The organism is Sphaerotilus mobilis, assembly GCF_004216565.1.
Taxonomy (GTDB): Bacteria; Pseudomonadota; Gammaproteobacteria; order Burkholderiales; family Burkholderiaceae_C; genus Sphaerotilus; species Sphaerotilus mobilis.
The window spans coordinates 76,326-97,887 of record NZ_SGWV01000012.1 but is presented as its reverse complement, the minus strand read 5'-3'; the positions used below and the strand labels follow the sequence as shown (position 1 = coordinate 97,887).

Annotated in this window: 22 protein-coding genes; 16 read left to right on the top strand and 6 right to left on the bottom strand. The window is 68.2% G+C overall.

What is annotated here, in order from left to right:
* Positions 1-7: 7 nt before the first annotated feature.
* Genes rfbC through rfbB form a run of 4 tightly spaced genes read right to left on the bottom strand, consistent with a single transcriptional unit; the run spans position 8 to position 3,480 of the window.
* The gene (rfbC, locus tag EV685_RS18240) at positions 8-559 is read right to left on the bottom strand and encodes a dTDP-4-dehydrorhamnose 3,5-epimerase (RefSeq protein ID WP_130483489.1); all 552 of its coding nucleotides are present in this window, start codon (positions 557-559) and stop codon (positions 8-10) included.
* 20 nt (positions 560-579) lie between these two features.
* Positions 580-1,461 (bottom strand): glucose-1-phosphate thymidylyltransferase RfbA, encoded by an 882-nt coding sequence (rfbA, locus tag EV685_RS18235; RefSeq protein WP_130483488.1) that lies wholly within the window; start codon positions 1,459-1,461, stop codon positions 580-582.
* A 30-nt stretch (positions 1,462-1,491) separates the two neighbouring features.
* Positions 1,492-2,409: a dTDP-4-dehydrorhamnose reductase gene (gene rfbD, locus EV685_RS18230; protein WP_130483487.1), complete on the bottom strand. Its 918-nt coding sequence runs from the start codon at positions 2,407-2,409 to the stop codon at positions 1,492-1,494.
* A 3-nt stretch (positions 2,410-2,412) separates the two neighbouring features.
* A complete protein-coding gene (gene rfbB, locus EV685_RS18225; RefSeq protein ID WP_130483486.1) occupies positions 2,413-3,480 on the bottom strand; it encodes a dTDP-glucose 4,6-dehydratase in 1,068 nt (355 codons plus the stop codon).
* Positions 3,481-3,753: 273 nt separating this feature from the next.
* Between rfbB and EV685_RS18220 the strand changes: the two genes are divergently transcribed.
* Together EV685_RS18220 and EV685_RS18215 are read left to right on the top strand one after the other, a co-directional pair.
* On the top strand, positions 3,754-4,875 hold the full coding sequence (locus tag EV685_RS18220; RefSeq protein WP_130483485.1) for an MraY family glycosyltransferase: 1,122 nt from the start codon (positions 3,754-3,756) through the stop codon (positions 4,873-4,875).
* A 7-nt stretch (positions 4,876-4,882) separates the two neighbouring features.
* Positions 4,883-6,409 carry a DEAD/DEAH box helicase gene (locus tag EV685_RS18215; protein WP_420820839.1) on the top strand — a complete coding sequence of 509 codons (1,527 nt, stop codon included), beginning with the start codon at positions 4,883-4,885 and terminating at the stop codon, positions 6,407-6,409.
* Positions 6,410-6,493: 84 nt separating this feature from the next.
* Here the strand turns inward: EV685_RS18215 and EV685_RS18210 are convergent, their stop codons facing one another.
* Together EV685_RS18210 and EV685_RS18205 are read right to left on the bottom strand one after the other, a co-directional pair.
* Positions 6,494-7,285, bottom strand: a complete 792-nt coding sequence (locus EV685_RS18210) for an SAM-dependent methyltransferase (protein WP_130483484.1) — start codon at positions 7,283-7,285, stop codon at positions 6,494-6,496.
* Positions 7,278-7,898, bottom strand: a complete 621-nt coding sequence (locus EV685_RS18205; protein ID WP_242615662.1) for a Maf family nucleotide pyrophosphatase — start codon at positions 7,896-7,898, stop codon at positions 7,278-7,280. Before EV685_RS18205 ends, EV685_RS18210 begins: the two co-directional genes overlap by 8 nt.
* 101 nt (positions 7,899-7,999) lie before the next feature.
* Between EV685_RS18205 and EV685_RS18200 the strand changes: the two genes are divergently transcribed.
* The 14 genes from EV685_RS18200 (at position 8,000) to lepA (ending at position 21,551) form a co-directional block, all read left to right on the top strand.
* Complete coding sequence (locus EV685_RS18200) at positions 8,000-8,551, top strand: YceD family protein (protein WP_130483483.1); 552 nt, start codon at positions 8,000-8,002, stop codon at positions 8,549-8,551.
* A 163-nt stretch (positions 8,552-8,714) separates the two neighbouring features.
* A complete protein-coding gene (gene rpmF / locus EV685_RS18195) occupies positions 8,715-8,897 on the top strand; it encodes a 50S ribosomal protein L32 (RefSeq protein ID WP_130483482.1) in 183 nt (60 codons plus the stop codon).
* Positions 8,898-9,068: 171 nt separating this feature from the next.
* Positions 9,069-10,166 (top strand): phosphate acyltransferase PlsX, encoded by a 1,098-nt coding sequence (gene plsX, locus EV685_RS18190; RefSeq protein ID WP_275938358.1) that lies wholly within the window; start codon positions 9,069-9,071, stop codon positions 10,164-10,166.
* 55 nt (positions 10,167-10,221) lie between these two features.
* Positions 10,222-11,217, top strand: a complete 996-nt coding sequence (locus EV685_RS18185; protein WP_130483481.1) for a beta-ketoacyl-ACP synthase III — start codon at positions 10,222-10,224, stop codon at positions 11,215-11,217.
* 92 nt (positions 11,218-11,309) lie between these two features.
* Positions 11,310-12,248 carry an ACP S-malonyltransferase gene (gene fabD / locus EV685_RS18180; RefSeq protein ID WP_130483480.1) on the top strand — a complete coding sequence of 313 codons (939 nt, stop codon included), beginning with the start codon at positions 11,310-11,312 and terminating at the stop codon, positions 12,246-12,248.
* Positions 12,249-12,305: 57 nt separating this feature from the next.
* Positions 12,306-13,046, top strand: a complete 741-nt coding sequence (fabG, locus tag EV685_RS18175) for a 3-oxoacyl-ACP reductase FabG (RefSeq protein ID WP_130483479.1) — start codon at positions 12,306-12,308, stop codon at positions 13,044-13,046.
* A 168-nt stretch (positions 13,047-13,214) separates the two neighbouring features.
* Entirely contained in the window at positions 13,215-13,454 is a 240-nt protein-coding gene (gene acpP, locus EV685_RS18170; RefSeq protein ID WP_130483478.1) for an acyl carrier protein, read from the top strand.
* Between the two features lie 47 nt (positions 13,455-13,501).
* Positions 13,502-14,746 carry a beta-ketoacyl-ACP synthase II gene (gene fabF / locus EV685_RS18165; RefSeq protein ID WP_130483477.1) on the top strand — a complete coding sequence of 415 codons (1,245 nt, stop codon included), beginning with the start codon at positions 13,502-13,504 and terminating at the stop codon, positions 14,744-14,746.
* 39 nt (positions 14,747-14,785) lie between these two features.
* Positions 14,786-15,265, top strand: a complete 480-nt coding sequence (locus EV685_RS18160; RefSeq protein WP_130483476.1) for a hypothetical protein — start codon at positions 14,786-14,788, stop codon at positions 15,263-15,265.
* Positions 15,195-15,863, top strand: coding sequence for an RNA polymerase sigma factor RpoE (rpoE, locus tag EV685_RS18155; protein WP_130483475.1), 669 nt, complete (start codon positions 15,195-15,197; stop codon positions 15,861-15,863). Before EV685_RS18160 ends, rpoE begins: the two co-directional genes overlap by 71 nt.
* Before the next feature lie 25 nt (positions 15,864-15,888).
* Positions 15,889-16,572: a sigma-E factor negative regulatory protein gene (locus EV685_RS18150; protein WP_130483474.1), complete on the top strand. Its 684-nt coding sequence runs from the start codon at positions 15,889-15,891 to the stop codon at positions 16,570-16,572.
* Positions 16,569-17,687 (top strand): MucB/RseB C-terminal domain-containing protein, encoded by a 1,119-nt coding sequence (locus EV685_RS18145; RefSeq protein WP_130483473.1) that lies wholly within the window; start codon positions 16,569-16,571, stop codon positions 17,685-17,687. The genes EV685_RS18150 and EV685_RS18145 overlap by 4 nt, the downstream gene beginning before the upstream one ends.
* 98 nt (positions 17,688-17,785) lie before the next feature.
* Entirely contained in the window at positions 17,786-19,375 is a 1,590-nt protein-coding gene (locus tag EV685_RS18140; RefSeq protein ID WP_130483472.1) for a DegQ family serine endoprotease, read from the top strand.
* Between the two features lie 367 nt (positions 19,376-19,742).
* Positions 19,743-21,551: a translation elongation factor 4 gene (gene lepA, locus EV685_RS18135; RefSeq protein ID WP_130483471.1), complete on the top strand. Its 1,809-nt coding sequence runs from the start codon at positions 19,743-19,745 to the stop codon at positions 21,549-21,551.
* Positions 21,552-21,562: the final 11 nt, after the last annotated feature.

Here is a 21,562-nt window from a genome sequence, read left to right as displayed (position 1 = left end):
CCGGGGGTCAATCGAAGCGGCGCGCATCGGCCAGCGACGGGGCGTCTCGGTCCTTGCCTGACAGCAGGGGCTCGATGCCATCGAGCGGCCAGGCAATGGCCAGCGACGGGTCGTCCCAGCGCACGGCAGCTTCGGACGGCTGATCGTAGAAGGCGGTGGTCTTGTAGAGGAAGTCGGCGCTCTCGCTGAGCACCAGGAAACCGTGCGCGAATCCCGGCGGGATCCAGAACTGGCGGTGGTTCTCTTCGCTCAGTTCGACACCGGCCCAGCGGCCGAAGGTCGGGCTGGACGCGCGCATGTCCACCGCCACATCGAAGACGCGGCCTTGTGTGCAGCGCACCAGCTTGCCCTGGGCATGCGGCGGCAGCTGGAAATGCAGCCCGCGCAACACGCCACGGGCCGAACGGCTGTGGTTGTCCTGCACGAACGTGACGGCGTGGCCGACGGCGGCGTCGAAGCTGCGCTGGTTCCAGCTTTCCATGAAGAAGCCGCGGGCATCGCCGAAGACCTTCGGTTCGAGGATCAGCGGGCCGTCGAGTTCGGTGCGGAGGATGTTCATCGGATCGTCCGGGGTGAGGGTCAGAACGCCTGTTCGCGCAGGACCTTGAGCAGGTACTGGCCATAGCCGTTCTTGAGCAGCGGCTGGGCGAGCCGTTCGAGCTGGGCGGCGTCGATCCAGCCCTGGCGGAAGGCAATTTCCTCCAGACAGGCGACCTTCAGGCCCTGGCGCTTTTCAAGCGTGGCGATGAACTGGCCGGCCTCCATCAGGCTGTCGTGCGTGCCGGTGTCGAGCCACGCATAGCCGCGGCCCATGATCTCGACATCCAGCTGGCCCTGGCGCAGATAGGTGGCGTTGACGTCGGTGATCTCCAGCTCGCCGCGCGGGCTGGGGGCGATGGCTGCGGCGATGTCGCAGACCTGTTCGTCGTAGAAATACAGGCCGGTGACGGCGTAGTTGCTTTTTGGCTGGCGCGGCTTTTCCTCGATGCTGAGGGCGCGCTTCTGGTCGTCGAAGGCGACCACGCCGTAGCGCTCCGGATCGGTCACGTGATAGGCAAAGACCGAGGCGCCTGTGGTTCGGGCATGGGCGCTGTCGAGCAGGCCGACCAGGTCGTGGCCGTAGTAGATGTTGTCGCCGAGGATCAGCGCACTCGGGTCGCCGCCGACGAAGTCACGGCCGAGGATGAAGGCCTGCGCCAGACCGTCCGGGCTGGGCTGCACGCAGTACTGCAGGTTCATGCCCCACTGGCTGCCGTCGCCCAGCAGGTGCTGGAAGCGCGGGGTGTCCTGCGGCGTCGAGATGATCAGCACGTCGCGCATGCCAGCCAGCATCAGCGTCGACAGCGGGTAATAGACCATCGGCTTGTCGTAGACCGGCAGCAGCTGCTTGCTGACGGCCAGCGTGGCCGGATGAAGCCGGGTGCCGGAGCCTCCGGCGAGGATGATGCCCTTGCGCGTCATGTTGTCTCCCTGGGGGATGTGGTTGTCCGCTCAGCGCGGGGTCAGGACCTCGGCCAGCATGCGGTCAACGCCCGCTTGCCACGGCGGCGGCGTCAGGCCGAAGACACGCTGCAACCGGCCGGTCGACAGGCGCGAGTTGTGCGGCCGGCGCGCCGGGGTCGGGAAGGTGCTGGCCGGCACCGGCGCGATCTCTCGAACGGCCAGCGTCTGGCCGTGGCGGCGGGCCCAGTCGATGACGTGGTTGGCGTAGGCATGCCAGCTCGTCTGGCCGGCGGCGACGGCGTGGAAGACGCCCGAGAGCGTGTCGGCATCGGCCGGCCGCTGCAGCGCCTCGCGCAGCATGTGGGCGCTCAGGTCGGCCAGCAGGTCGGCGCCGGTGGGCGCGCCGAACTGGTCGTCGACGACGGTCAGGCGCTCGCGCTCGGCGGCCAGCTTCAACATGGTGCGGGCGAAGTTGCCGCCGCGTGCGGCATGAACCCAGCTGGTGCGCAGGATCAGGTGGCGCGCGCCGCTGGCGCGGATGGCATGTTCGCCGTCGAGCTTGGTCTGGCCGTAGACGTTGAGCGGACCGGTCGGCGCATCCTCGTCGCGGAAGTCTCTGCCGCTGCCGTCGAAGACATAGTCGGTGCTGTAGTGGATCAGCCAGGCGCCACAGGCCCGGGCGGCGTGGGCCAGCGCGGCGGGCGCTTCGGCGTTGATGCGGCGGGCCGTGTCCACGTCGGACTCGGCCTTGTCGACGGCGGTGTAGGCGCCGGCATTGACGATGGCTTCGGGCCGCAGCGCCGCCACGGTGGCGGCGAGGCCGTCAAGGTCGGCCAGGTCACCGCAAGCCTCGCTCGAATGACGGTCCAGCGCGATCAGCGTGCCCAGCGGCGCCAGCGCACGCTGCAGTTCCCAGCCCAGCTGGCCGTTCTTGCCCAGCAACAAGATCTTGCGGTCGGCGCTCACCGCTCAGCCTGCCTGTCGCTCGGCGTAGTTCTGCTCGACCCAGTCGCGGTAGCTGCCGCTCTGCACATGCGCGACCCAGTCGGCATGGTCGAGGTACCACTGCACGGTCTTGCGCACGCCGGTCTCGAAGGTCTCGGCGGGGCGCCAGCCCAGCTCGCGTTCGACCTTGCGGGCATCGATGGCGTAGCGACGGTCGTGGCCGGGGCGGTCCTTGACGTAGGTGATCAGGCGCCGGTAGCTGCCTGCCGGGTCGGGCTTGAGCTCGTCGAGCAGATCGCACAGCGTGTGCACGATCTCGAGGTTGGTCTTCTCGTTCCAGCCGCCGATGTTGTAGGTCTCGCCCAGCCGGCCGCCGGCCAGCACGGCGCGGATCGCGCTGGCGTGGTCGCGCACATAGAGCCAGTCGCGCACGTTCTGGCCGTCGCCATAGATCGGCAGCGGCTTGCCCGCGAGGGCGTTGACGATCATCAGCGGGATCAGCTTCTCGGGGAAATGGAAGGGCCCGTAGTTGTTGCTGCAGTTGGTCGTCACCACCGGCAGACCGTAGGTGTGGTGCCACGCCCGCACGAGGTGGTCGCTGGCGGCCTTGCTGGCCGAATAGGGGCTGTTGGGCTCGTAGGGATGCGACTCGGTGAAGGCCGGATCGGTCGCGCCCAGCGAGCCGTAGACCTCGTCGGTCGAGACATGGTGGAAGCGGAAGGCGGCCTTGTCGCCGGAATCCAACGTCGCCCAGTGGGCCCGCACCCCCTCAAGCAGGGTGTAGGTGCCCTCGATGTTGGTGCGCATGAAGGCCCCCGGACCGTGGATGCTGCGGTCAACGTGGCTTTCTGCGGCGAAATGCACGACAGCACGCGGGCGGTGCTCGGCCAGCAGGCGATCGACCAGAGCCCTGTCGCAGATGTCGCCCCGGACGAAGACATGGCGTGGATCGTGCTGCAGCGACGCCAGGTTCTCGAGGTTGCCCGCGTAGGTCAGCGCATCGAGGTTGATGACGGCTTCCTGGGTCTGCTCAAGCCAGTCGAGCACGAAGTTGCTTCCAATGAAGCCAGCACCACCGGTGACGAGGATCATGTAGGTCCAAAAATGGCAGAAGTGACAGAAACAGGGAAGGCGGAAAAGCCTGAAATGGTGACAGCAAGTCCGCCAGTTGCGGCGATCGGGCCGCGTGCCGCCCGTCAAAAATGGGCAGTTGGCTATCGTAAACCCGCAAGGTCATGCACCTGACAGCGGCCAAAACTGCAAAAATCTGGCGCCGACCGCCCCTTACCCTCGCCGTGAATTAGTTCCTTTGCGGACGAACCGGTCGCTCCAATGATGCGACCTCCTGATCGCCCCCCCTCCGCCATGCGCCTCTTCCTCCTGTCGTTTGCCGCCGCCTTGTTCGGCACCCTGCTGATCGTGGGGTCGGCGCGGTTGCATGGCCGCTACTCCGGCGACCACGACCGCAGTGGCCCACAGAAGTTTCACGCCCGCTCGGTGCCCCGCATCGGCGGCCTAGGCATCATGTGCGGAATGATGGTCGGCATGGTCTACAGCCTGTTCATGCCCGGCAGCGAGACCGAGACCAAGCTGGCGCTGATCGCCGCCGGCATCATCGCCTTCGGTGCCGGCCTGATCGAGGACTTCACCAAGCAGGTCACGCCGCGCCAGCGTCTACTCGCCGTCACGCTCGCGGCGGCTGTCGCGCTGTGGCTGGCCGGCGCAGAGATCACCCGCACCGACATCGTGGGCATCGACCCGCTGCTCCAGATCGGTGGCGTATCGGTGCTGCTGACGCTGTTCGCGGTGGCGGGCGTTGCCAATTCGATCAACATCATCGACGGCTTCAACGGTCTGGCCTCGATGTGCATGGCCATCATGTTGGCGGCCATGGCCTACGTGGCCTGGCAGGTCGGCGACCAAATGATCTTCCGCCTGGCCCTGATCGGCCTGGGCGCGGTGCTCGGCTTCTTCGTCCTGAACTACCCCTTCGGCCTGGTCTTCCTGGGAGACGGCGGGGCCTACTTCATGGGCTTCTGGGTGGCCGAGATCGGCATCCTGCTGGTCAGCCGCAACCCGGACGTCTCGCCGATGTTCCCGCTGCTGCTGTGCATCTACCCGATCTTCGAGACCGTCTTCACGATGTACCGCCGCAAGGTGGTGCGCGGCCGCCCGATGGGCCAGCCCGACGCCAGCCACCTGCACAGCCTGATCTACCGTCGCCTGATGCGTTGGGCGGTCGGCAAGCGCGACACCGCCACGATGTTGCGTCGCAACTCGATGACCTCGCCCTACCTGTGGGGTCTTTGCTCGCTGGCCGCTGTGCCGGCCGTGCTGTGGTGGAACGACTCGGCGCTGCTGCAGATGAGCCTGCTGGTGTTCTGCGGCACCTACCTCGCGCTCTACCGCGCCATCGTCCACTTCCGGACCCCCAAGGTGCTCGTGCAGCACCGCGTGCCGGCCGCTCTGGCCGAGTCCGCACGATAATCCCTGCGTGAATCCAGAAACTCCCATCGCGGCCGAAGCGCCGCAAGAGCCGTCGGCGCCTGCCCCGACCCCTGCACGCTACGACGCGCAGCCGCTCCACCCGAAGATCCTGCGCGCCGTCGCGGATGCCGGTTACGAGACCATGACGCCGATCCAGGCCAAGGCGATCCCGATCGTCCTGGAAGGTCGGGATGTCATGGGTGCTGCGCAGACCGGCACCGGCAAGACGGCGGCCTTCTCGCTGCCGCTGCTGCACAAGATGATGCGGCACGAGAACGCCAGCGCCTCGCCCGCCCGGCATCCGGTGCGCGCCCTGGTCCTGGCACCGACGCGCGAACTCGCCGATCAGGTCGCCAACAACATCAAGGCCTACGCCAAGCACTCGCAGCTGCGCGTGGCCTGCGTCTTCGGTGGCATCGACATGGCCCCGCAGACGGCCGAGCTCAAGCGCGGCGTCGAGGTGCTGATCGCCACGCCGGGCCGCCTGCTCGACCACATCCAGATCAAGAACTGCCAGCTCGGCCAGGTCGAATACGTTGTGCTCGACGAGGCCGACCGGATGCTCGACATCGGCTTCCTGCCCGACCTGCAACGCATCCTCAGCTACCTGCCCAAGGCGCGCCAGACGCTGCTGTTCTCGGCCACCTTCTCCACCGAGATCAAGAAGCTGGCGCAAAGCTATCTGCAGGACCCGATCCTGGTCGAGGTGGCCCGTCCCAACGCGACGGCGACCAACGTCGAGCAGCGCTTCTACAGCACCACCGACGACGACAAGCGCGCGGTGGTGCGCCAGTTGCTGCGCCAGCGCTCGCTGTCGCAGGCCATCGTGTTCGTGAACTCCAAGCTCGGTGCTGCAAGGCTCGCACGCAGCTTCGAGCGGGACGGCCTGCGCACCGCTGCGCTGCACGGCGACAAGTCGCAGGACGAACGCCTGAAGGCGCTGGAAGCCTTCAAGCGCGGCGAGGTCGACCTGCTGGTCGCCACCGACGTGGCCGCCCGCGGACTCGACATTGCCGACCTGCCGGCGGTCTTCAACTTCGACATCCCCTTCAATGCCGAGGACTACGTGCACCGCATCGGCCGCACCGGTCGCGCCGGCGCCTCGGGCCTGGCGGTGTCGCTGGCCACGCGTGACGATGCCCGGCTGATCGCCGACATCGAGAAGCTGATCAAGAAGAAGATCGACCTCGAGGCCATCGAGCTGGAAGACGACCGCCCGGCGCGCCGCCCGCGCCGCCGCGAGTTCGACGAGGTGCCCGACGCCGCGCCCATGGCCCGACCGGTCGAGGCGGCAGCCCCCGCACCCGCGGCTTATGTGCCGCGTCCGGTTCGCAGCCACTCGCGCCACAACGCCGACCCGTTCTTCGACCGCCCCTACGAGGCGGATCCGAACGCCCAGCCGGGCTGGGACGGCAGCGCTGGCAACCCGTCAACGGCCGGCTCGTCGGCGGCGTCGAACGCCGGCATGGGTCGGCTGGTCAAGCACAAGCGCAAGGTCGCCTCGCTGCTTGGGGGCAATCAGCAGGGCAGCTGAACGCCCGTCAGGCGATCACCCGATCACCCGACAGCCGCCGCACCCGCCAGGGCCGGCGGCTTTTTTGTGGCTGTTGCGGATTCGTCAGGACGCCAGGAAGGAGAACACCGCCGGCAGGTCGGCCGGCAGGTCGGGCGGCGACCTGCGCCAGTCCGCCACCTTGCGCGTCAGGCTGTAGCCGCCGGGCAAGGTCAGGCCGCAAGCAATGTTCAGGCGCGTGTCGGGCGACAGCGTGGCGCACAGGGCCTCCAGCAAGGCCGCATTGCGGTAGGGCGTCTCGATCATCAGTTGCGTCTGCTGCCAGCGCCGCGAATGGGTCTCCAGCTCGCGCAGGCGAGCGGCCCGCTCGGCCTTGTCGACCGGCAGGTAGCCGACGAAGGCGAAGCTCTGGCCGTTCAAGCCGCTGGCAGCGACCGCCAGGATCAACGAGCTGGGGCCTGACAGCGGCAGCACCGGCACGCCCCGTGCGTGGGCTTCGCGGACCATCTGGGCGCCTGGGTCGGCGACGGCAGGCAAGCCGGCCTCGGACAGCAAGCCGATGTCATGACCGGCAAGCGCCGGCGCCAGCAGCGCCTTCCAGTCCGGCTCGGGCGCCCTCGCGCCACCCTTGGGCGGGCGCGGCAATTCGGTCATCTGCAAGGACTGCAACGGCTGCGCCAAGGGCACGACGGCGTGCACCCGCTTGAGCAAGGCCCGGGCGCTGCGGGCGTTTTCGACCACCCAGTGCGTCAGGCTGGCCGCGACCTGCAAGGCACCGAGCGGCAGCACCTGCTGGACGTCCAGCGCCTGCGACGTCTCGGCGGGCAGGCCGTGGTCGAGCGTGTTGGGCACGAGGTAGAGGCGACCCACGTTCGGCTGCTGGCTGGTGTCAGACATGGTGCGCGCCAGCCGTCATGACCGGGTCAAAGCCGGCCGCACGCAGCAGCCGGCAGGTGGCGATCAGCGGCAGGCCGATCAGGGCGGTCGGGTCGTCGCTGCGGATGGCATCGAGCAGGCCGATGCCCAGCGTCTCGCACTTGGCGCTGCCGGCGCAGTCGTAGGGCTGTTCGAGCCGCAGGTAGGTCTCGATCTCGTCGCGCGACAAGGCTCGGAAGACCACCTCGACCGGCACCCGCACAACCTGCTCGAAGCCGTCACGGGAGCGGACCAGCGCCAGACCGGTGTGGAAGGTGATGGCCCGCCCGCTCATGCGCAGCAGCTGGGCCACAGCACGTTCGTGGGTGTGCGGCTTGCCGACCGGCTCGCCATCGCAGGCGGCGACCTGGTCGGAGCCGATCACCAGCGCATCCGGGTGATGCCGGGCAACGGCACGGGCCTTGGCCAGCGACAGGCGCTCGCTCAGCGCAGCGGGCGTTTCGCCAGGCAGGGCGGCCTCGTCGACCGCGGGTGCGACGGTGTCGAAGGGTAGGCGCAGGCGCTGCAGCAGCTCGCGCCGGTAGGGCGAGGTGGAGGCCAGGATCAGGCGAGGGCTCGTGTTCAGGGCAGGCACGGTCAGGGCATGGCGGCGTGGGTCGACAGGCGCGGATTGTTGCCGCTGCAACGCCCTTTCCGGCGATCAGCCTCACAAGGGTCGACACGTAAACTCGCCCGATGAAGACCGAATTCAAGCCCCAACGCCTCGACGTCCGCACCTTTGCCGAAACTGGCGAGACCCTCAGCGGCACGATTGCGCTGCGCAGCCTCGAACGCCTGAGCGAACTGCTGCATGGCGCGGCCGACGGCGAGGTGCGCTGGCAGGCCCGTGGCGAGATCCAGCAAAGGCTCGGCGCGCCCGAGGAGGTCTGGCTGGACCTGCGCATCGAGGCCGATGTGCCGCTCGAATGCCAGCGCTGCCTGGACACGGTCGCCATCCCCGTCCTGATCGACCGACCCTTCCTGTTCGCCGCCGACGAGAAGGCTGCGGCCGAGCTGGATGCCGAGTCCGACGAGGATGTGCTGGTGCTCAGCCGGGCCTTCGACCTGGGTGCGCTGATCGAGGACGAGGTGCTGCTGGCCCTCCCGATCGTGCCGCGTCACGAGACCTGCCCGCAGCCCATCCCGGTCAGCTTCGAAGCCGACACGGGCAACGGCGACGACGCGTCCGAACCGGCGCGCCCCAACCCGTTTGCCAAGCTGGCAGCCCTCAAGAAGTCGGACAAGTGAACAGGCACTGGGCAGCGGCTTTCGCCGGTGATAGAATCGCGGGCTTTTCCGTTCGGACCCACGCCTTGCTTGTGAGCGGCGACTGCACGACATCAGGTCGACAGTTGGCCAGCCCAAGGGCAGCGCGCATCGGGTTCCGGGTACCAGATTCCAGGAGTCCGCCATGGCTGTCCAGCAAAACAAGAAGTCGCCCTCCAAGCGCGGCATGCACCGTTCGCACAACGCCCTGACCAACCCGGGCACGGCCATCGAGCCGACCACCGGCGAAGTCCACCTGCGCCACCACATCAGCCCGAACGGCTTCTACCGTGGCCGCAAGGTGCTGAAGACCAAGGCCGACGCCTGATTCGGCGTCCCCTGGTCCTCTCGTCAACGATCTCCCACCCTCGCTTGCGTGGCGTCGCGGCCTTGCGTCCGGCAAGGCTACGGCCGACGCCGGTTGGCGGCCTCGCGATGACGCGCTGCGCCTGAAGCGGATGCGCCCGTCGTGACCACCCTGCCCGCAAGTCCTGCTGCCGTGGATGCTCCCGCCCGCCAGAACCGCCCGGTCCGCCTTTCGGTGGACTGCATGGGTGGCGACCATGGTCCGTCGGTCACCTTGCCGGCGTGCAAGGTCTTCCTCGCCAAGCATGCCGAGGCCGAGCTGATCCTGGTTGGCAAGCCCGGCGCCCTCGCCGAAGCGGCCGCGTGGCCGCGCGTGCGCATCGTGGATGCGTCCGAGGTCGTCGAGATGCACGACCCGGTCGAGATCGCGCTGCGCAAGAAGCGCGATTCGTCGATGCGCGTGGCAATCCAGCAGGTCAAGGGTGACGACGCGCCAGCCGATGCCTGCGTCTCTGCCGGCAACACTGGCGCGCTGATGGCGGTCGCCCGCTACCTGCTCAAGACGCTCGACGGCATCGACCGCCCGGCCATTGCATCGGTGATGCCCAACCAGCACGATGGCTACACCACCATGCTGGACCTGGGTGCCAACGTCGATTGCAGCGCCGAACACCTGCTGCAGTTCGCCATCATGGGCAGCGCCCTCGTGGCGGCCGTCGACGGCAAGGAAGCGCCCACGGTCGGCCTGCTGAACATTGGCGAGGAAACGATCAAGGGCAGTGAGGTGATCAAGCAAGCCGGCGAACTGCTGCGCACCGCGCACGCCAGCGGCCTGATCAACTTCCACGGCAACGTCGAAGGCAACGACATCTTCAAGGGCACCACCGACCTGGTCGTCTGCGACGGTTTCGTCGGCAATGTGGCGTTGAAAACGGCCGAAGGCCTGGCGTCCATGCTGTCGAACTTCATCAAGCAGGAGTTCACCCGCACGCCGCTGACCAAGCTGGCCGCCCTGGTCGCCATGCCGGTCCTCAAGCACTTCAAGGACCGGGTCGACCACCGCCGCTACAACGGCGCGGCGCTGCTGGGTCTGCGCGGCCTCGTCTTCAAGAGCCACGGCTCGGCCGACGCACTGGCCTTCGAAAACGCCCTGAGCCGCGCTTATGATGCCGCCCGAAACCGGCTGCTCGATCGCGTGCATCAACGCATCGACGTCGCGATGAAGACCCTGCCCGGGTCTGCCGTCGCGGCAGTGGCCGACGTCGTCCCCTCGCCGCGTCAAGCCGCATGAGCCCGCCGGGCCGCCCGCCCAGGGCACCCGGGGTGCGCCGCACGAAGAATCCCAAGTGAGCACCTCCACGCCGCCTCGACACACGCGCATCGCCGGCACCGGCTCAGTCCTGCCGGACCGACGCCTGAGCAATGCCGACCTGGTCGCCCAACTGGCCGAGCGCGGCATCGAGACCACCGACGAGTGGATCGTTGAGCGCACCGGCATCCGTGCGCGCCACTTCGTCGATGCCGCAACCAGTTCGAGTGACCTGGCCGTGACCGCGGCCCAGCGCGCGATCGACGCTGCCGGCCTCCAGGCCGCCGACATCGACCTGATCATCGTCGCGACCTCGACGCCGGACATGGTCTTCCCGTCGACCGCCTGCATCGTGCAGCGCAAGCTGGGCATCACCAGCGGCGCGCCGGCCTTCGACGTGCAGGCTGTCTGTTCGGGCTTCATCTACGCGCTGACGACGGCCGACGCGCTGATCCGCACCGGCACCGCGCGACATGCGCTGGTGATTGGCGCGGAAGTCTTCTCCCGCATCCTCGACTTCAACGACCGCACCACCTGCGTGCTGTTCGGCGACGGCGCCGGCGCCGTCGTGCTGTCGGGCAGCGACACACCGGGGATCCTGGCCACCGACCTGCATGCCGACGGTCGACACGTCGACATCCTGTGTGTGCCGGGTACCGTGTCGGGCGGCGAGATCCTCGGCCAACCGCTGCTGCGCATGGACGGTCAGGCCGTCTTCAAACTTGCCGTCGGCGTGCTCGAGAGCGCCGCCCGCGCCGTGCTGGCCAAGGCCGATCGACAGGACAGCGACATCGACTGGCTGATCCCTCACCAGGCCAACATCCGCATCATGCAGGGCACCGCCAAGAAGCTGAAGCTGCCGATGGACAAGCTGGTGGTGACCGTCGACGAGCACGGCAACACCTCCGCCGCGTCGATCCCCCTGGCGCTGGACCACGCCGTGCGCAACGGTCAGGTCAAGCGCGGCGACACGCTGATGCTCGAAGGCGTTGGCGGTGGCTTCACGTGGGGCGCGGTGCTGGTCGACTACTGACCGGCACGGCCTGGCATGGCGCCAGCGCCACGACACGCAGCCCCGCCCCCGCTCCATCCACCCTTTCCTTCCTTCGCAACGGAACACTCACCATGACCGCGTTCGCCTTTGTCTTCCCGGGCCAGGGTTCCCAGTCGGTGGGCATGCTGTCGGCCTGGGGCGACCACCCCGCCGTGCGCAGCACGCTCGAAGAGTCCAGCGCCGCGCTGGGCGAGGACGTGGCCGCGCTGATCGCCAACGGCCCGAAGGAAGCGCTGGACCTGACCACCAACACCCAGCCGGTCATGCTGACGGCAGGCATCGCCTGCTACCGCGCCTGGCTGGCTGAAGGCGGGGCTGTGCCGGCCGCCGTCGCGGGCCACTCGCTGGGCGAGTACACCGCGCTGGTCGCGGCCGGCGCGCTGACGCTGGCCGATGCGCTGCCGCTGGTGCGCCTGCGCGCCCAGGCCATGCAGGACGCGGTCCCGGTCGGCCAGGGCGGCATGGCCGCCATCCTCGGCCTCGATGCCGACGTGGTTCGCCAAGGTTGCGCGCAGGCGGCAGCCGAGTCCGGCGAGGCGGTCGAGGCGGTCAACTTCAACGACCCGAAGCAGACGGTGATCGCCGGCAGCAAGGCCGGGGTCGAGAAGGGCTGCGAGGTCCTGAAGGCGCTCGGCGCCAAGCGCGCCCTGTCGCTGCCGGTGTCGGCGCCCTTCCACTCCAGCCTGATGAAGCCGGCCGCCGAGCGACTGCGCGAGCGGCTGGCCTCGATCGCGCTGGCCACGCCGCAGATCCCGGTGGTCAACAACATCGACGTCAGCGTGCAGACCGACGCCGACGCGATCCGCGACGCGCTCTACCGGCAAGCGTTCGGCCCCGTGCGCTGGGTCGAGCTGGTGCAGGCCCTGAAGGCCCGCGGCATCGGCCATGTGGTCGAATGCGGCCCCGGCAAGGCCCTGGCCGGCATGGTCAAGCGCATCGACGCCGAACTCGTCGCCGCCAACCTGTTTGATCCGGCCAGCCTGGCCGAGGTCAAGACGCTGCTGGGCTGATCCAGCGGCGACGCTCGAAGACAGCCCCGAATCCCCGACAAGAAGACGGAACCCGACATGACGTCCACCCCCGCACAGATCGCCCTCGTCACCGGTGCCAGCCGTGGCATCGGCCGCGCCATTGCGACCACGCTGGCCCAGCGTGGCTACACCGTGATCGGCACCGCGACGACCGAATCTGGCGCCGCCTCGATCACCGATGCACTCGCGCCGTTCGGCGGTCGGGGCCTCGCGCTCAATGTCACCGATGGCGCCGCGCTGGACGCCGCCATTGACGGCATCGTCAAGCAGCATGGCGGCCTGCACGTGCTGGTCAACAACGCCGGGATCACGCGCGACATGCTGTCGATGCGCCTGAGCGACGACAGCTGGGACGCCGTCATCGACACCAACCTGAAGGCGGTCTTCCGCGCCTGCCGCGCGGCGATCAAGCCGATGATGAAGCAGCGTCAGGGCCGCATCATCAACATCACCTCGGTGGTGGGTGCGGCCGGCAACCCGGGTCAGGCCAACTACTGCGCGTCCAAGGCCGGTGTTGCGGGCATGACCCGTTCGCTGGCCCGTGAGCTCGGCGGCCGCAACATCACCGTCAACTGCGTCGCGCCGGGCTTCATCGCCACCGACATGACCGAGGTCCTGCCCGAAGCCCAGAAGGCGGCGCTGATGGCACAGATCCCGCTCGGTCGCCTGGGCTCGCCCGACGACATCGCCGAGGCCGTGGCGTTCCTGGCCTCGCCGGCCGCCGGTTACATCACCGGTTCGGAATTGCACGTCAACGGCGGCATGTTCATGAACTGAGCGTCGTTGCGGCGACACTCGCGGGGGCCTTGCGCCCCCGAAGTTCAGTACACCCGGCCGGTCGACTTTCGTCCTGCACGATCACCGGGTGAGTCCGGAAGACCCGATCTTCCGAACCTTTAGAATCGCAGGCTGTTTTTGTTACACCCTCCTGGAGGAGAACCCGTCATGAGCGACATCGAAACGCGCGTCAAGAAGATCATCGCCGAGCAACTGGGCGTGGCCGAAGCCGAGGTCACGAGCGAAAAGGCCTTCGTGGCCGACCTGGGCGCTGACTCGCTCGACACCGTGGAACTGGTGATGGCACTCGAAGACGAGTTCGGCATCGAGATCCCCGACGAAGAGGCTGAGAAGATCACCACCGTCCAGTTGGCGATCGACTACGCCAAGAACAACGTCAAGGCCTGAGCCCCGCTCAGCTTGACGACCCGCGCACCCTTGCAGCACGTCCTCGCATGACCCGTCGCCGCATCGTCGTGACCGGCCTTGGCCTCGTGACCCCCGTGGGGAACACGGTGGCCGAGTCCTGGGACAACCTGATCGCCGGCCGGTCCGGTATCGCCCCCATCAAGCGCTTTGATCCGTCCAACCTGTCCGTGCGTTTCGCCGGCGAGGTCAAGGATTTCCGGATCGAGGACTACATCCCGGCCAAGGAAGGCCGGCACATGGATGCCTTCATCCACTACGGCATCGCGGCATCGCTGCAGGCCGTGGCGGACTCGGGACTGCCGACCGGGGACGCGCTGAGCGAGGAACTCGCCGAACGCATCGGCGTGATGGTGGGCTCGGGCATCGGCGGTCTGCCGATGATCGAGAACACCCACGACGAGTACCGCGAACGCGGCGCCCGCCGGATCTCGCCCTTCTTCGTGCCCGCCTCGATCATCAACATGATCTCGGGCCACGTGTCGATCCAGTGCGGCTACAAGGGCCCCAATCTGGCCATCGTCACTGCCTGCACCACGGGCCTGCACAGCATCGGTGCGGCGGCTCGCCTGATCGAATACGGCGATGCCGACGTGATGATCGCCGGCGGTGCCGAGTCGACCATCTCGCCGCTGGGCGTCGGTGGCTTCGCCGCTGCCCGAGCCTTGTCGACACGCAACGACGATCCCGCGACCGCCTCGCGGCCGTGGGACAAGGACCGCGACGGCTTCGTGCTCGGCGAAGGTGCCGGCGTGATGGTGATCGAGGAGTACGAACACGCCGTCCGGCGTGGCGCCAAGATCTACGCCGAGGTTGCCGGTTTCGGCATGAGCGGTGATGCGTATCACATGACCGCGCCCAACGTCGACGGTCCGCGCCGCTCGATGCAGGCGGCACTGCGCAACGCCGGGGTGAACCCGGACGACGTGCAGTTCATCAACGCTCACGGCACCTCCACGCCGCTGGGCGACGCCAACGAGACCAATGCGATCAAGCTCGCCTTCGGCGACCACGCGAAGCGGCTGGTGGTGAACTCCACCAAGTCGATGACCGGGCACCTGCTGGGCGGCGCGGGTGGCATCGAGTCGGTCTTCACGGTGCTTGGCCTGGTCAACCAGGTCTCGCCGCCGACGATCAATCTGCACAACCCCGATCCGGACTGCGACCTCGACTACTGCCCGAACACGGCACGCGACATGCGCATCGACGTGGCGGTGAAGAACAACTTCGGTTTCGGTGGCACCAACGGCACGCTGGTGTTCCGCCGGGTCTGAACGACATCGATCAGCCCCATCACATCCGCCGGGACGACCATGCGCGCCCCGACTGCTGTCCAGGTCGACTTCCCGCTCGGCCCCGAACGCCGCTGGCAACGTTTGTTGTCGGCGGCGTTCGCGCTTGTCGTGCTGACCCAGCTCATCTGGTGGAGCGCCCAGTCCGGTGCGAACACGCCGTTGACGACATGGATGGCGGCCGCCGCGCTGTCGCTGCTGGCGACGCCCGCCCTGGCCGTGGCTTTCTGGCGCCTGGGACAGCCGTCGGCACAGGTGCTGCGCTGGACCGGGCAGACCTGGCAACTGCTCGCCCCCGGTGTCGCCGCACAGGTGGGCGAGGTCGAACTCGCCATCGACCTGGGCGACTGGCTGCTGCTGCGCCACCGTTCGATGCAGGGTCGGCACACCTGGGTGCCGGTCGCGGCGCACCCGTCGCCCCTCGGCTGGCATGCCCTGCGATGTGCGCTGGCTGCCAGCCGCCACGTTCGGGGCGAGGACCCACGTGACGCTGCAGCCTGATCCCGACGCCGCCCTGGTCGACCGAGCCCGGCAGGGCGACGTGCGCGCCTTCGAGATGCTGGTGATGAAGTACCAGCGCCGCATCGAGCGCCTGATCGGCCGCTTCATCCGCGACACCGACAGCGTCGCCGACGTGGCGCAGGAAACCTTCATCCGCGCCTACCGGGCGATGCCCCAGTTCCGCGGCGAAAGTGCTTTCTATACCTGGCTGTACCGGATCGCGGTCAACACGGCAAAAAAGGCGCTGGCCCAGCAGAAGCGTGAGATCGTCATCAGCGAAAGCACGTTGGCCGGTAATCGGCAGGACGACGACGAAACTTACCGCCCCGAACACGATCTGAGCCACGGAGAAACGCCCGAGGCGGTGCTGGCCAGTCGCGAGATCGCGCGCACGGTCAATGCCGCCATCGAGGCGCTGCCCGAAGATCTGCGTCAGGCTGTGCTGCTGCGCGAGGTCGAGGGCCTCTCTTACGAAGACATCGCACAGGCGATGGACTGCCCCATCGGCACGGTGCGCTCGCGCATCTTCCGGGCTCGGGAAGCCATTGCCCGGCGGCTGCGTCCGCTGCTCGGCACGACCGAAGGACAACGCTGGTGAACACGCCCCTCGCAAGGAGCCCCGCATGAGCGAGACCGACGACCCCCTATCGCCTGACCAGGATCCGGTCAACGAACGCCTGTCGGCGCTGCTCGACGGCGAACTCGACCTTCACGAGATCGCGCCCCTGAGCGCCGCCTGGGGTCGCGATGAAGACCTGCGCGAGCAATGGCAGACCTGGGGCCTGATCGGCGACGTGCTGCGCACCGGCGCACAGGCCCGCGACACCGCCCACGACCAGAAGCTGTTCGAGGCCATTCGAACCCGCCTAGCCGACGAGCCGGTGGTGTTGGCGCCAAACGTGCGCCGGCTCGATGCCACCGTGCCCGGCGACGCGGCAGCCCCCCGGGTCATCGCCTTGCCGCGACCGCGTGCGGGCAGGATGCGCTGGAGCCGGATGGGCATCCCGGCGGCGGGCATTGCCGCTGGACTGGCCTTTGTCGGCGTGATGGTCTGGAAGCTGCCGCAGCCGCTCGAAGCGGGCCGGGAACTGGCCAGCGCGCCGACCCTGGCCCCCGCTGCGGCGGTGGTCGTCTCGGCCTCTTCCGCGCTGAGCGACGTGCCACGGTCGGCCGACGCCGTGTCTGACCCGCCCGTGCTGCCGATGCAACCTTATCTGCAGGCCCACCGGGCCATGACCGCCGGTTTTGCGATCGACCCCGGCCCCGGCCAGCTGCGACGCGTCGCCCAGGAACAGGTTGCACGATGACGGCGTCCCGCGTGGACCGTGTCGAAGCCAGGCGGCTGGCGCGCGCCCTCGGGTTCGGGGCAGCTGCCGGGGTGGTGATGTTTGCCACGCTGGCCCTGGCGCCACGCGCGATGGCGGCCGGGCCCGGCCCGACGGTGGCGCTGACCACGATCAGCGATCCGGCCGCGCTGGTGCGACGGATCCAGGAAGCCGCCGCGCGCAACAGCTACAGCGGCACCTTCGTGGTCGGCTCCGGCTCCCAGGTCACCAGCCTGCGCGTGACCCATGTCGGCCACGGCAACGACCAGATCGACCGCATCGAGGCCCTTGACGGCGAGTTGCGTCAGGTCTACCGCCACAACGACCGCGTGCATGTGCTTTGGCCACGCCTGCACGCCGCCCTGGTCGAACAGCGTGACCCAGGCTTGAACCTGCCGGGCCAACTGGCCGGCGGATCCTCGGCCCGGCTCGACATGTACGAGCTGCAGCCCGGGGCCAGCGACCGCATCGCCGGCCATGAGGCCAGCGTGATGCTGCTGCGCCCACGTGACCAGCTGCGCCATGCCCAGAAGCTCTGGCTGGATGCCGCCACGGGCCTGCTGCTGCGCACCGACATCCTTGACGAACACGGCCGCGTGCTGGAGTCGGCCGGATTCTCCGAACTGCGCTGGATCCAGCGGCCAGCCGCACAGGCCCTGCTCAGCGAGATGCATCGCCTCAAGGGCTACCGGGTCGAACGCCCAGCGGTCGTGCCGACCGAACTGAGCCGGGAAGGTTGGGGACTGAGCCAGCCGATCGCGGGCTTCCAGGTCTCGTATGCGGTCAAGCACCCGCCGGGGCTGGGCAGCAGCCCTGCCCAGGGCGCGGCCATGCCGGCGGACCACGCCACCTCGTCGGCCCGGCCCGCCCGGGAAGTCCTGCAGGCGGTGTTCAGCGACGGTCTGACCACCGTCTCCTTGTTCGTTGAACCGCACGATGGCGCTCGCCACGGCAACGCCGAGAAGGCCAGCCAGCAAGGCGCGACCCAGCTGCTCGGCCTGCGCCAGGGCGACTGGTGGATCACCGCCGTGGGCGATGTGCCCCGCGCCACGCTGCAGGCATTCGCCACTCGACTGGAGCGGCGCCGCACGCCTTGACCGCAAGGCACCCCCCTGATTCGTGCCTTGAATTGCCCCGGCCAACGCCCATCTTCGATCGGCTTCACATGCCGGAACCCCCTTCAGGAGAGAAATGCATGCGCCTTGAACCTCAGCGGACCGAGGTCCGCCGTCCTGCCCAACGGACCCACGCTGCCGGGCTTGCCCAAGCAGCCCTGCCGCGCTGGCGGGCGCAGACCCGCCGGCTGTTCGCTGCGTGCAGCGCCGGCTTGGCCGCCACGCTGCTCGCGGTCGGCCTGGTGAGCCTGCCGACGCCCGCGCTCGCCCAGGCGGGCGCCGTGGCACGTGGCCTGCCCGACTTCGCCGACCTGGTCGAGCAGGTCGGGCCGGCCGTCGTCAACATCCGCACCACCGCCAAGGGCAAGACCGCCCGCAACGGCGCCGAGGGCGGTCCGGACGAGGAGATGCAGGAATTCTTCCGCCGCTTCTTCGGCGTGCCAGTGCCGCGCCAGGGGCCGCGCCAGGGCCCTCCGGGCCAGCCAGGTCAGGCTGAAGAGGAGCCGCAGCAAGTCCCGCGCGGCGTGGGCTCGGGCTTCATCCTGAGCGCCGACGGCTTCATCATGACCAACGCCCACGTCGTCGAAGGCGCCGACGAAGTGACCGTGCGCCTGACCGACAAGCGCGAGTTCAAGGCCCGCATCATCGGCGCGGACAAGCGCACCGACGTGGCCGTGCTCAAGGTCGAGGCGAGCGGCCTGCCGACGGTCAAGCTCGGTGACGTCAACCGCTTGCGCGTGGGCGAATGGGTCATCGCGATCGGCTCGCCCTTCGACCTGGACAACACCGTGACGGCCGGCATCGTCAGCGCCAAGGCGCGAGACACCGGCGACCTGCTGCCCTTCATCCAGACCGACGTGGCGATCAACCCGGGCAACTCCGGCGGCCCGCTGATCAACATGCGCGGCGAGGTGGTCGGCGTCAACTCGCAGATCTACAGCCGCTCGGGCGGCTACATGGGCATCTCCTTCGCGATCCCGATCGACGAGGCTCGCCGCGTCGCCGACCAGCTGCGCGACAAGGGTCGCGTGGTGCGCGGCCGCATCGGCGTGCAGATCGGCGAGGTCACCAAGGACGTGGCGGAGTCGCTCGGACTGGGCAAGGCCGCTGGCGCGCTGGTGCGTTCGGTCGAGTCGGGCAGCCCGGCCGACAAGGCCGGTCTGGAGGCCGGCGACATCGTCACCCGTTTCGACGGCAAGCCGGTCGAGAAGTGGAACGACCTGCCACGCCTGGTCGGCAACACCACGCCTGGCAGCAAGAGCTCGATCACGGTGGTCCGGCGCGGCAGCACGCGTGACCTGTCCATCGTCGTGGCCGAGCTGGAAGCCGAGGCCAGTGCCAAGCCGGCGGTCGACAACAGCCCGGCACCTAAGGCCGGCCCCAAGCCGGCGACCTTTGGCTGGCAGGGCCTGACGCTCAGCGAGCTGTCGGCTGACCAACGCAGCGAGCTGAAGATCAAGGGCGGCGTGAAGGTGGACGCGGCCGACGGTGCCGGCGCCAGGGCCGGACTGCGCGAAGGTGACATCCTGCTGGCCGTCGCCAACACCGACATCACCGACCTGAAGCAGTTCGAGTCGGTGACGGCCAAGCTGGACAAGTCCAAGCCGATCAACCTGCTGTTCCGACGCGGCGAGTGGGCCCAGTATGTGGTGATCCGGCCGTCGAAGTGACGGGACATCGCGCGTAAGCGGGCGCACACATTTGCGCCACTTCCAGCCCCGGCCGGGGCTGGATATCCGACCGCAAACTGTGGACAAACTGTGCACAAGCACCCTCTCGGGCGACCGGGTCAGGCTGCTTGCGCTGGCCTGTTTTGGCTACAATGGCGGTCCCAACAAAGCAGTTGCCATACCTTTTTGTTGGAAGGCGCGTCACCGCTTCGACGTGCCTTTTTTTTGAGCTGCGTCAGGTGCCCGCCGGGCCCGGCCGGACCGCACAGCCCAGGCACTGCCCGCATCCACACCGCCCGGCGGTGTGAGCCCCTCCCGCAACGGCGCTGCGCCGCTGTGACGACGCCGGTGGCGTCAACCGAGTTCCATGGACCACATCCGCAACTTTTCCATCATCGCCCACATCGACCACGGCAAGAGCACGCTGGCCGACCGGATCATCCAGCGCTGCGGCGGCCTCAGCGACCGCGAGATGGAGGCCCAGGTGCTGGACTCGATGGACCTCGAGCGCGAGCGCGGCATCACCATCAAGGCCCAGACCGCTGCGCTGCAGTACAAGGCCCAGAACGGCGAGATCTACAACCTCAACCTGATCGACACCCCCGGCCACGTCGACTTCAGCTACGAAGTCAGCCGTTCGCTGTCGGCCTGCGAGGGCGCGCTGCTGGTGGTCGACGCCAGCCAGGGCGTCGAGGCCCAGACGGTGGCCAACTGCTACACCGCGCTGGACCTCGGCGTGGAAGTGGTGCCCGTGCTCAACAAGATGGACCTGCCCTCGGCCGATCCGGACAACGCCAAGGCGGAGATCGAGGACGTCATCGGCATCGATGCCGATGACGCGATCCCCTGCTCGGCCAAGACCGGCATGGGCATCGACGAGATCCTGGAAGCCGTCATCACCCGCATGCCGCCGCCCCAGGGCGACGCCGACGGCGCGCCGCGCGCCATGATCATCGACGCCTGGTTCGACAACTACGTCGGCGTCGTGATGCTGGTGCGCGTGGTCGACGGTCAACTGCGCAAGGGCGAGCGCATCCGCATGATGGCCACCAACACGGTCTATCCGATCGAGCACCTGGGCGTGTTCACGCCCAAGAGCGAGAACCGGGATGTTCTCAAGGCCGGCCAGGTCGGCTTCATCATCGCCGGCATCAAGGAACTGGCCGCCGCCAAGGTCGGCGACACGGTCACGCTGGAAAAGAAGCTGCCCAACAACGCCGGCCCGGCGACCGTGGCCCTGCCGGGCTTCAAGGAAATCCAGCCGCAGGTGTTCGCAGGTCTCTACCCCTCGGAGTCGAGCGAATACGACCAGCTGCGCGACGCGCTCGAGAAGCTCAAGCTCAACGACAGTTCGCTGCGCTACGAACCCGAGGTCTCGCAGGCGCTGGGCTTCGGCTTCCGCTGCGGCTTCCTGGGCCTGCTGCACATGGAGATCGTGCAGGAGCGGCTCGAGCGCGAGTTTGACCAAGACCTTGTCACCACCGCGCCGAGCGTGGTCTACGAGGTGGAGCTCAACGACGGGACGGTCATGGAGGTCGAGAACCCCTCCAAGATGCCGGAGGTGGCGCGCACCAAGGAGATCCGCGAGCCCATCGTCACGGTCCACCTCTACATGCCGCAGGAGTACGTCGGCGCGGTGATGACGCTGGCCAACCAGAAGCGCGGCGTGCAGCTCAACATGGCCTACCACGGCAAGCAGGTCATGCTGACCTACGAGCTGCCGCTGGCCGAGATCGTGCTGGACTTCTTCGACAAGCTGAAGTCGGTCTCGCGCGGCTATGCCTCGATGGACTACGAGTTCAAGGAATACCGCGCTGCCGACGTCGTCAAGGTCGACATCATGATCAACGGCGACCGGGTCGATCCGCTGGCCATGATCGTGCACCGCTCGCAAAGCCAGTACCGCGGCCGCGCGGTGGTGGCCAAGATGCGCACGCTGATTCCGCGCCAGATGTACGACGTGGCGATCCAGGCCTCCATCGGCGCGAACATCATCGCCCGCGAGGACGTCAAGGCGCTGCGCAAGAACGTGCTGGCAAAATGCTATGGCGGGGACATCACCCGCAAGCGCAAGCTGCTCGAGAAGCAGAAGGCCGGCAAGAAGCGCATGAAGCAGATCGGCTCCGTCGAGGTGCCGCAGGAAGCCTTCCTCGCGATCCTGCAGGTCGAAGACTGATCCAACCGGAC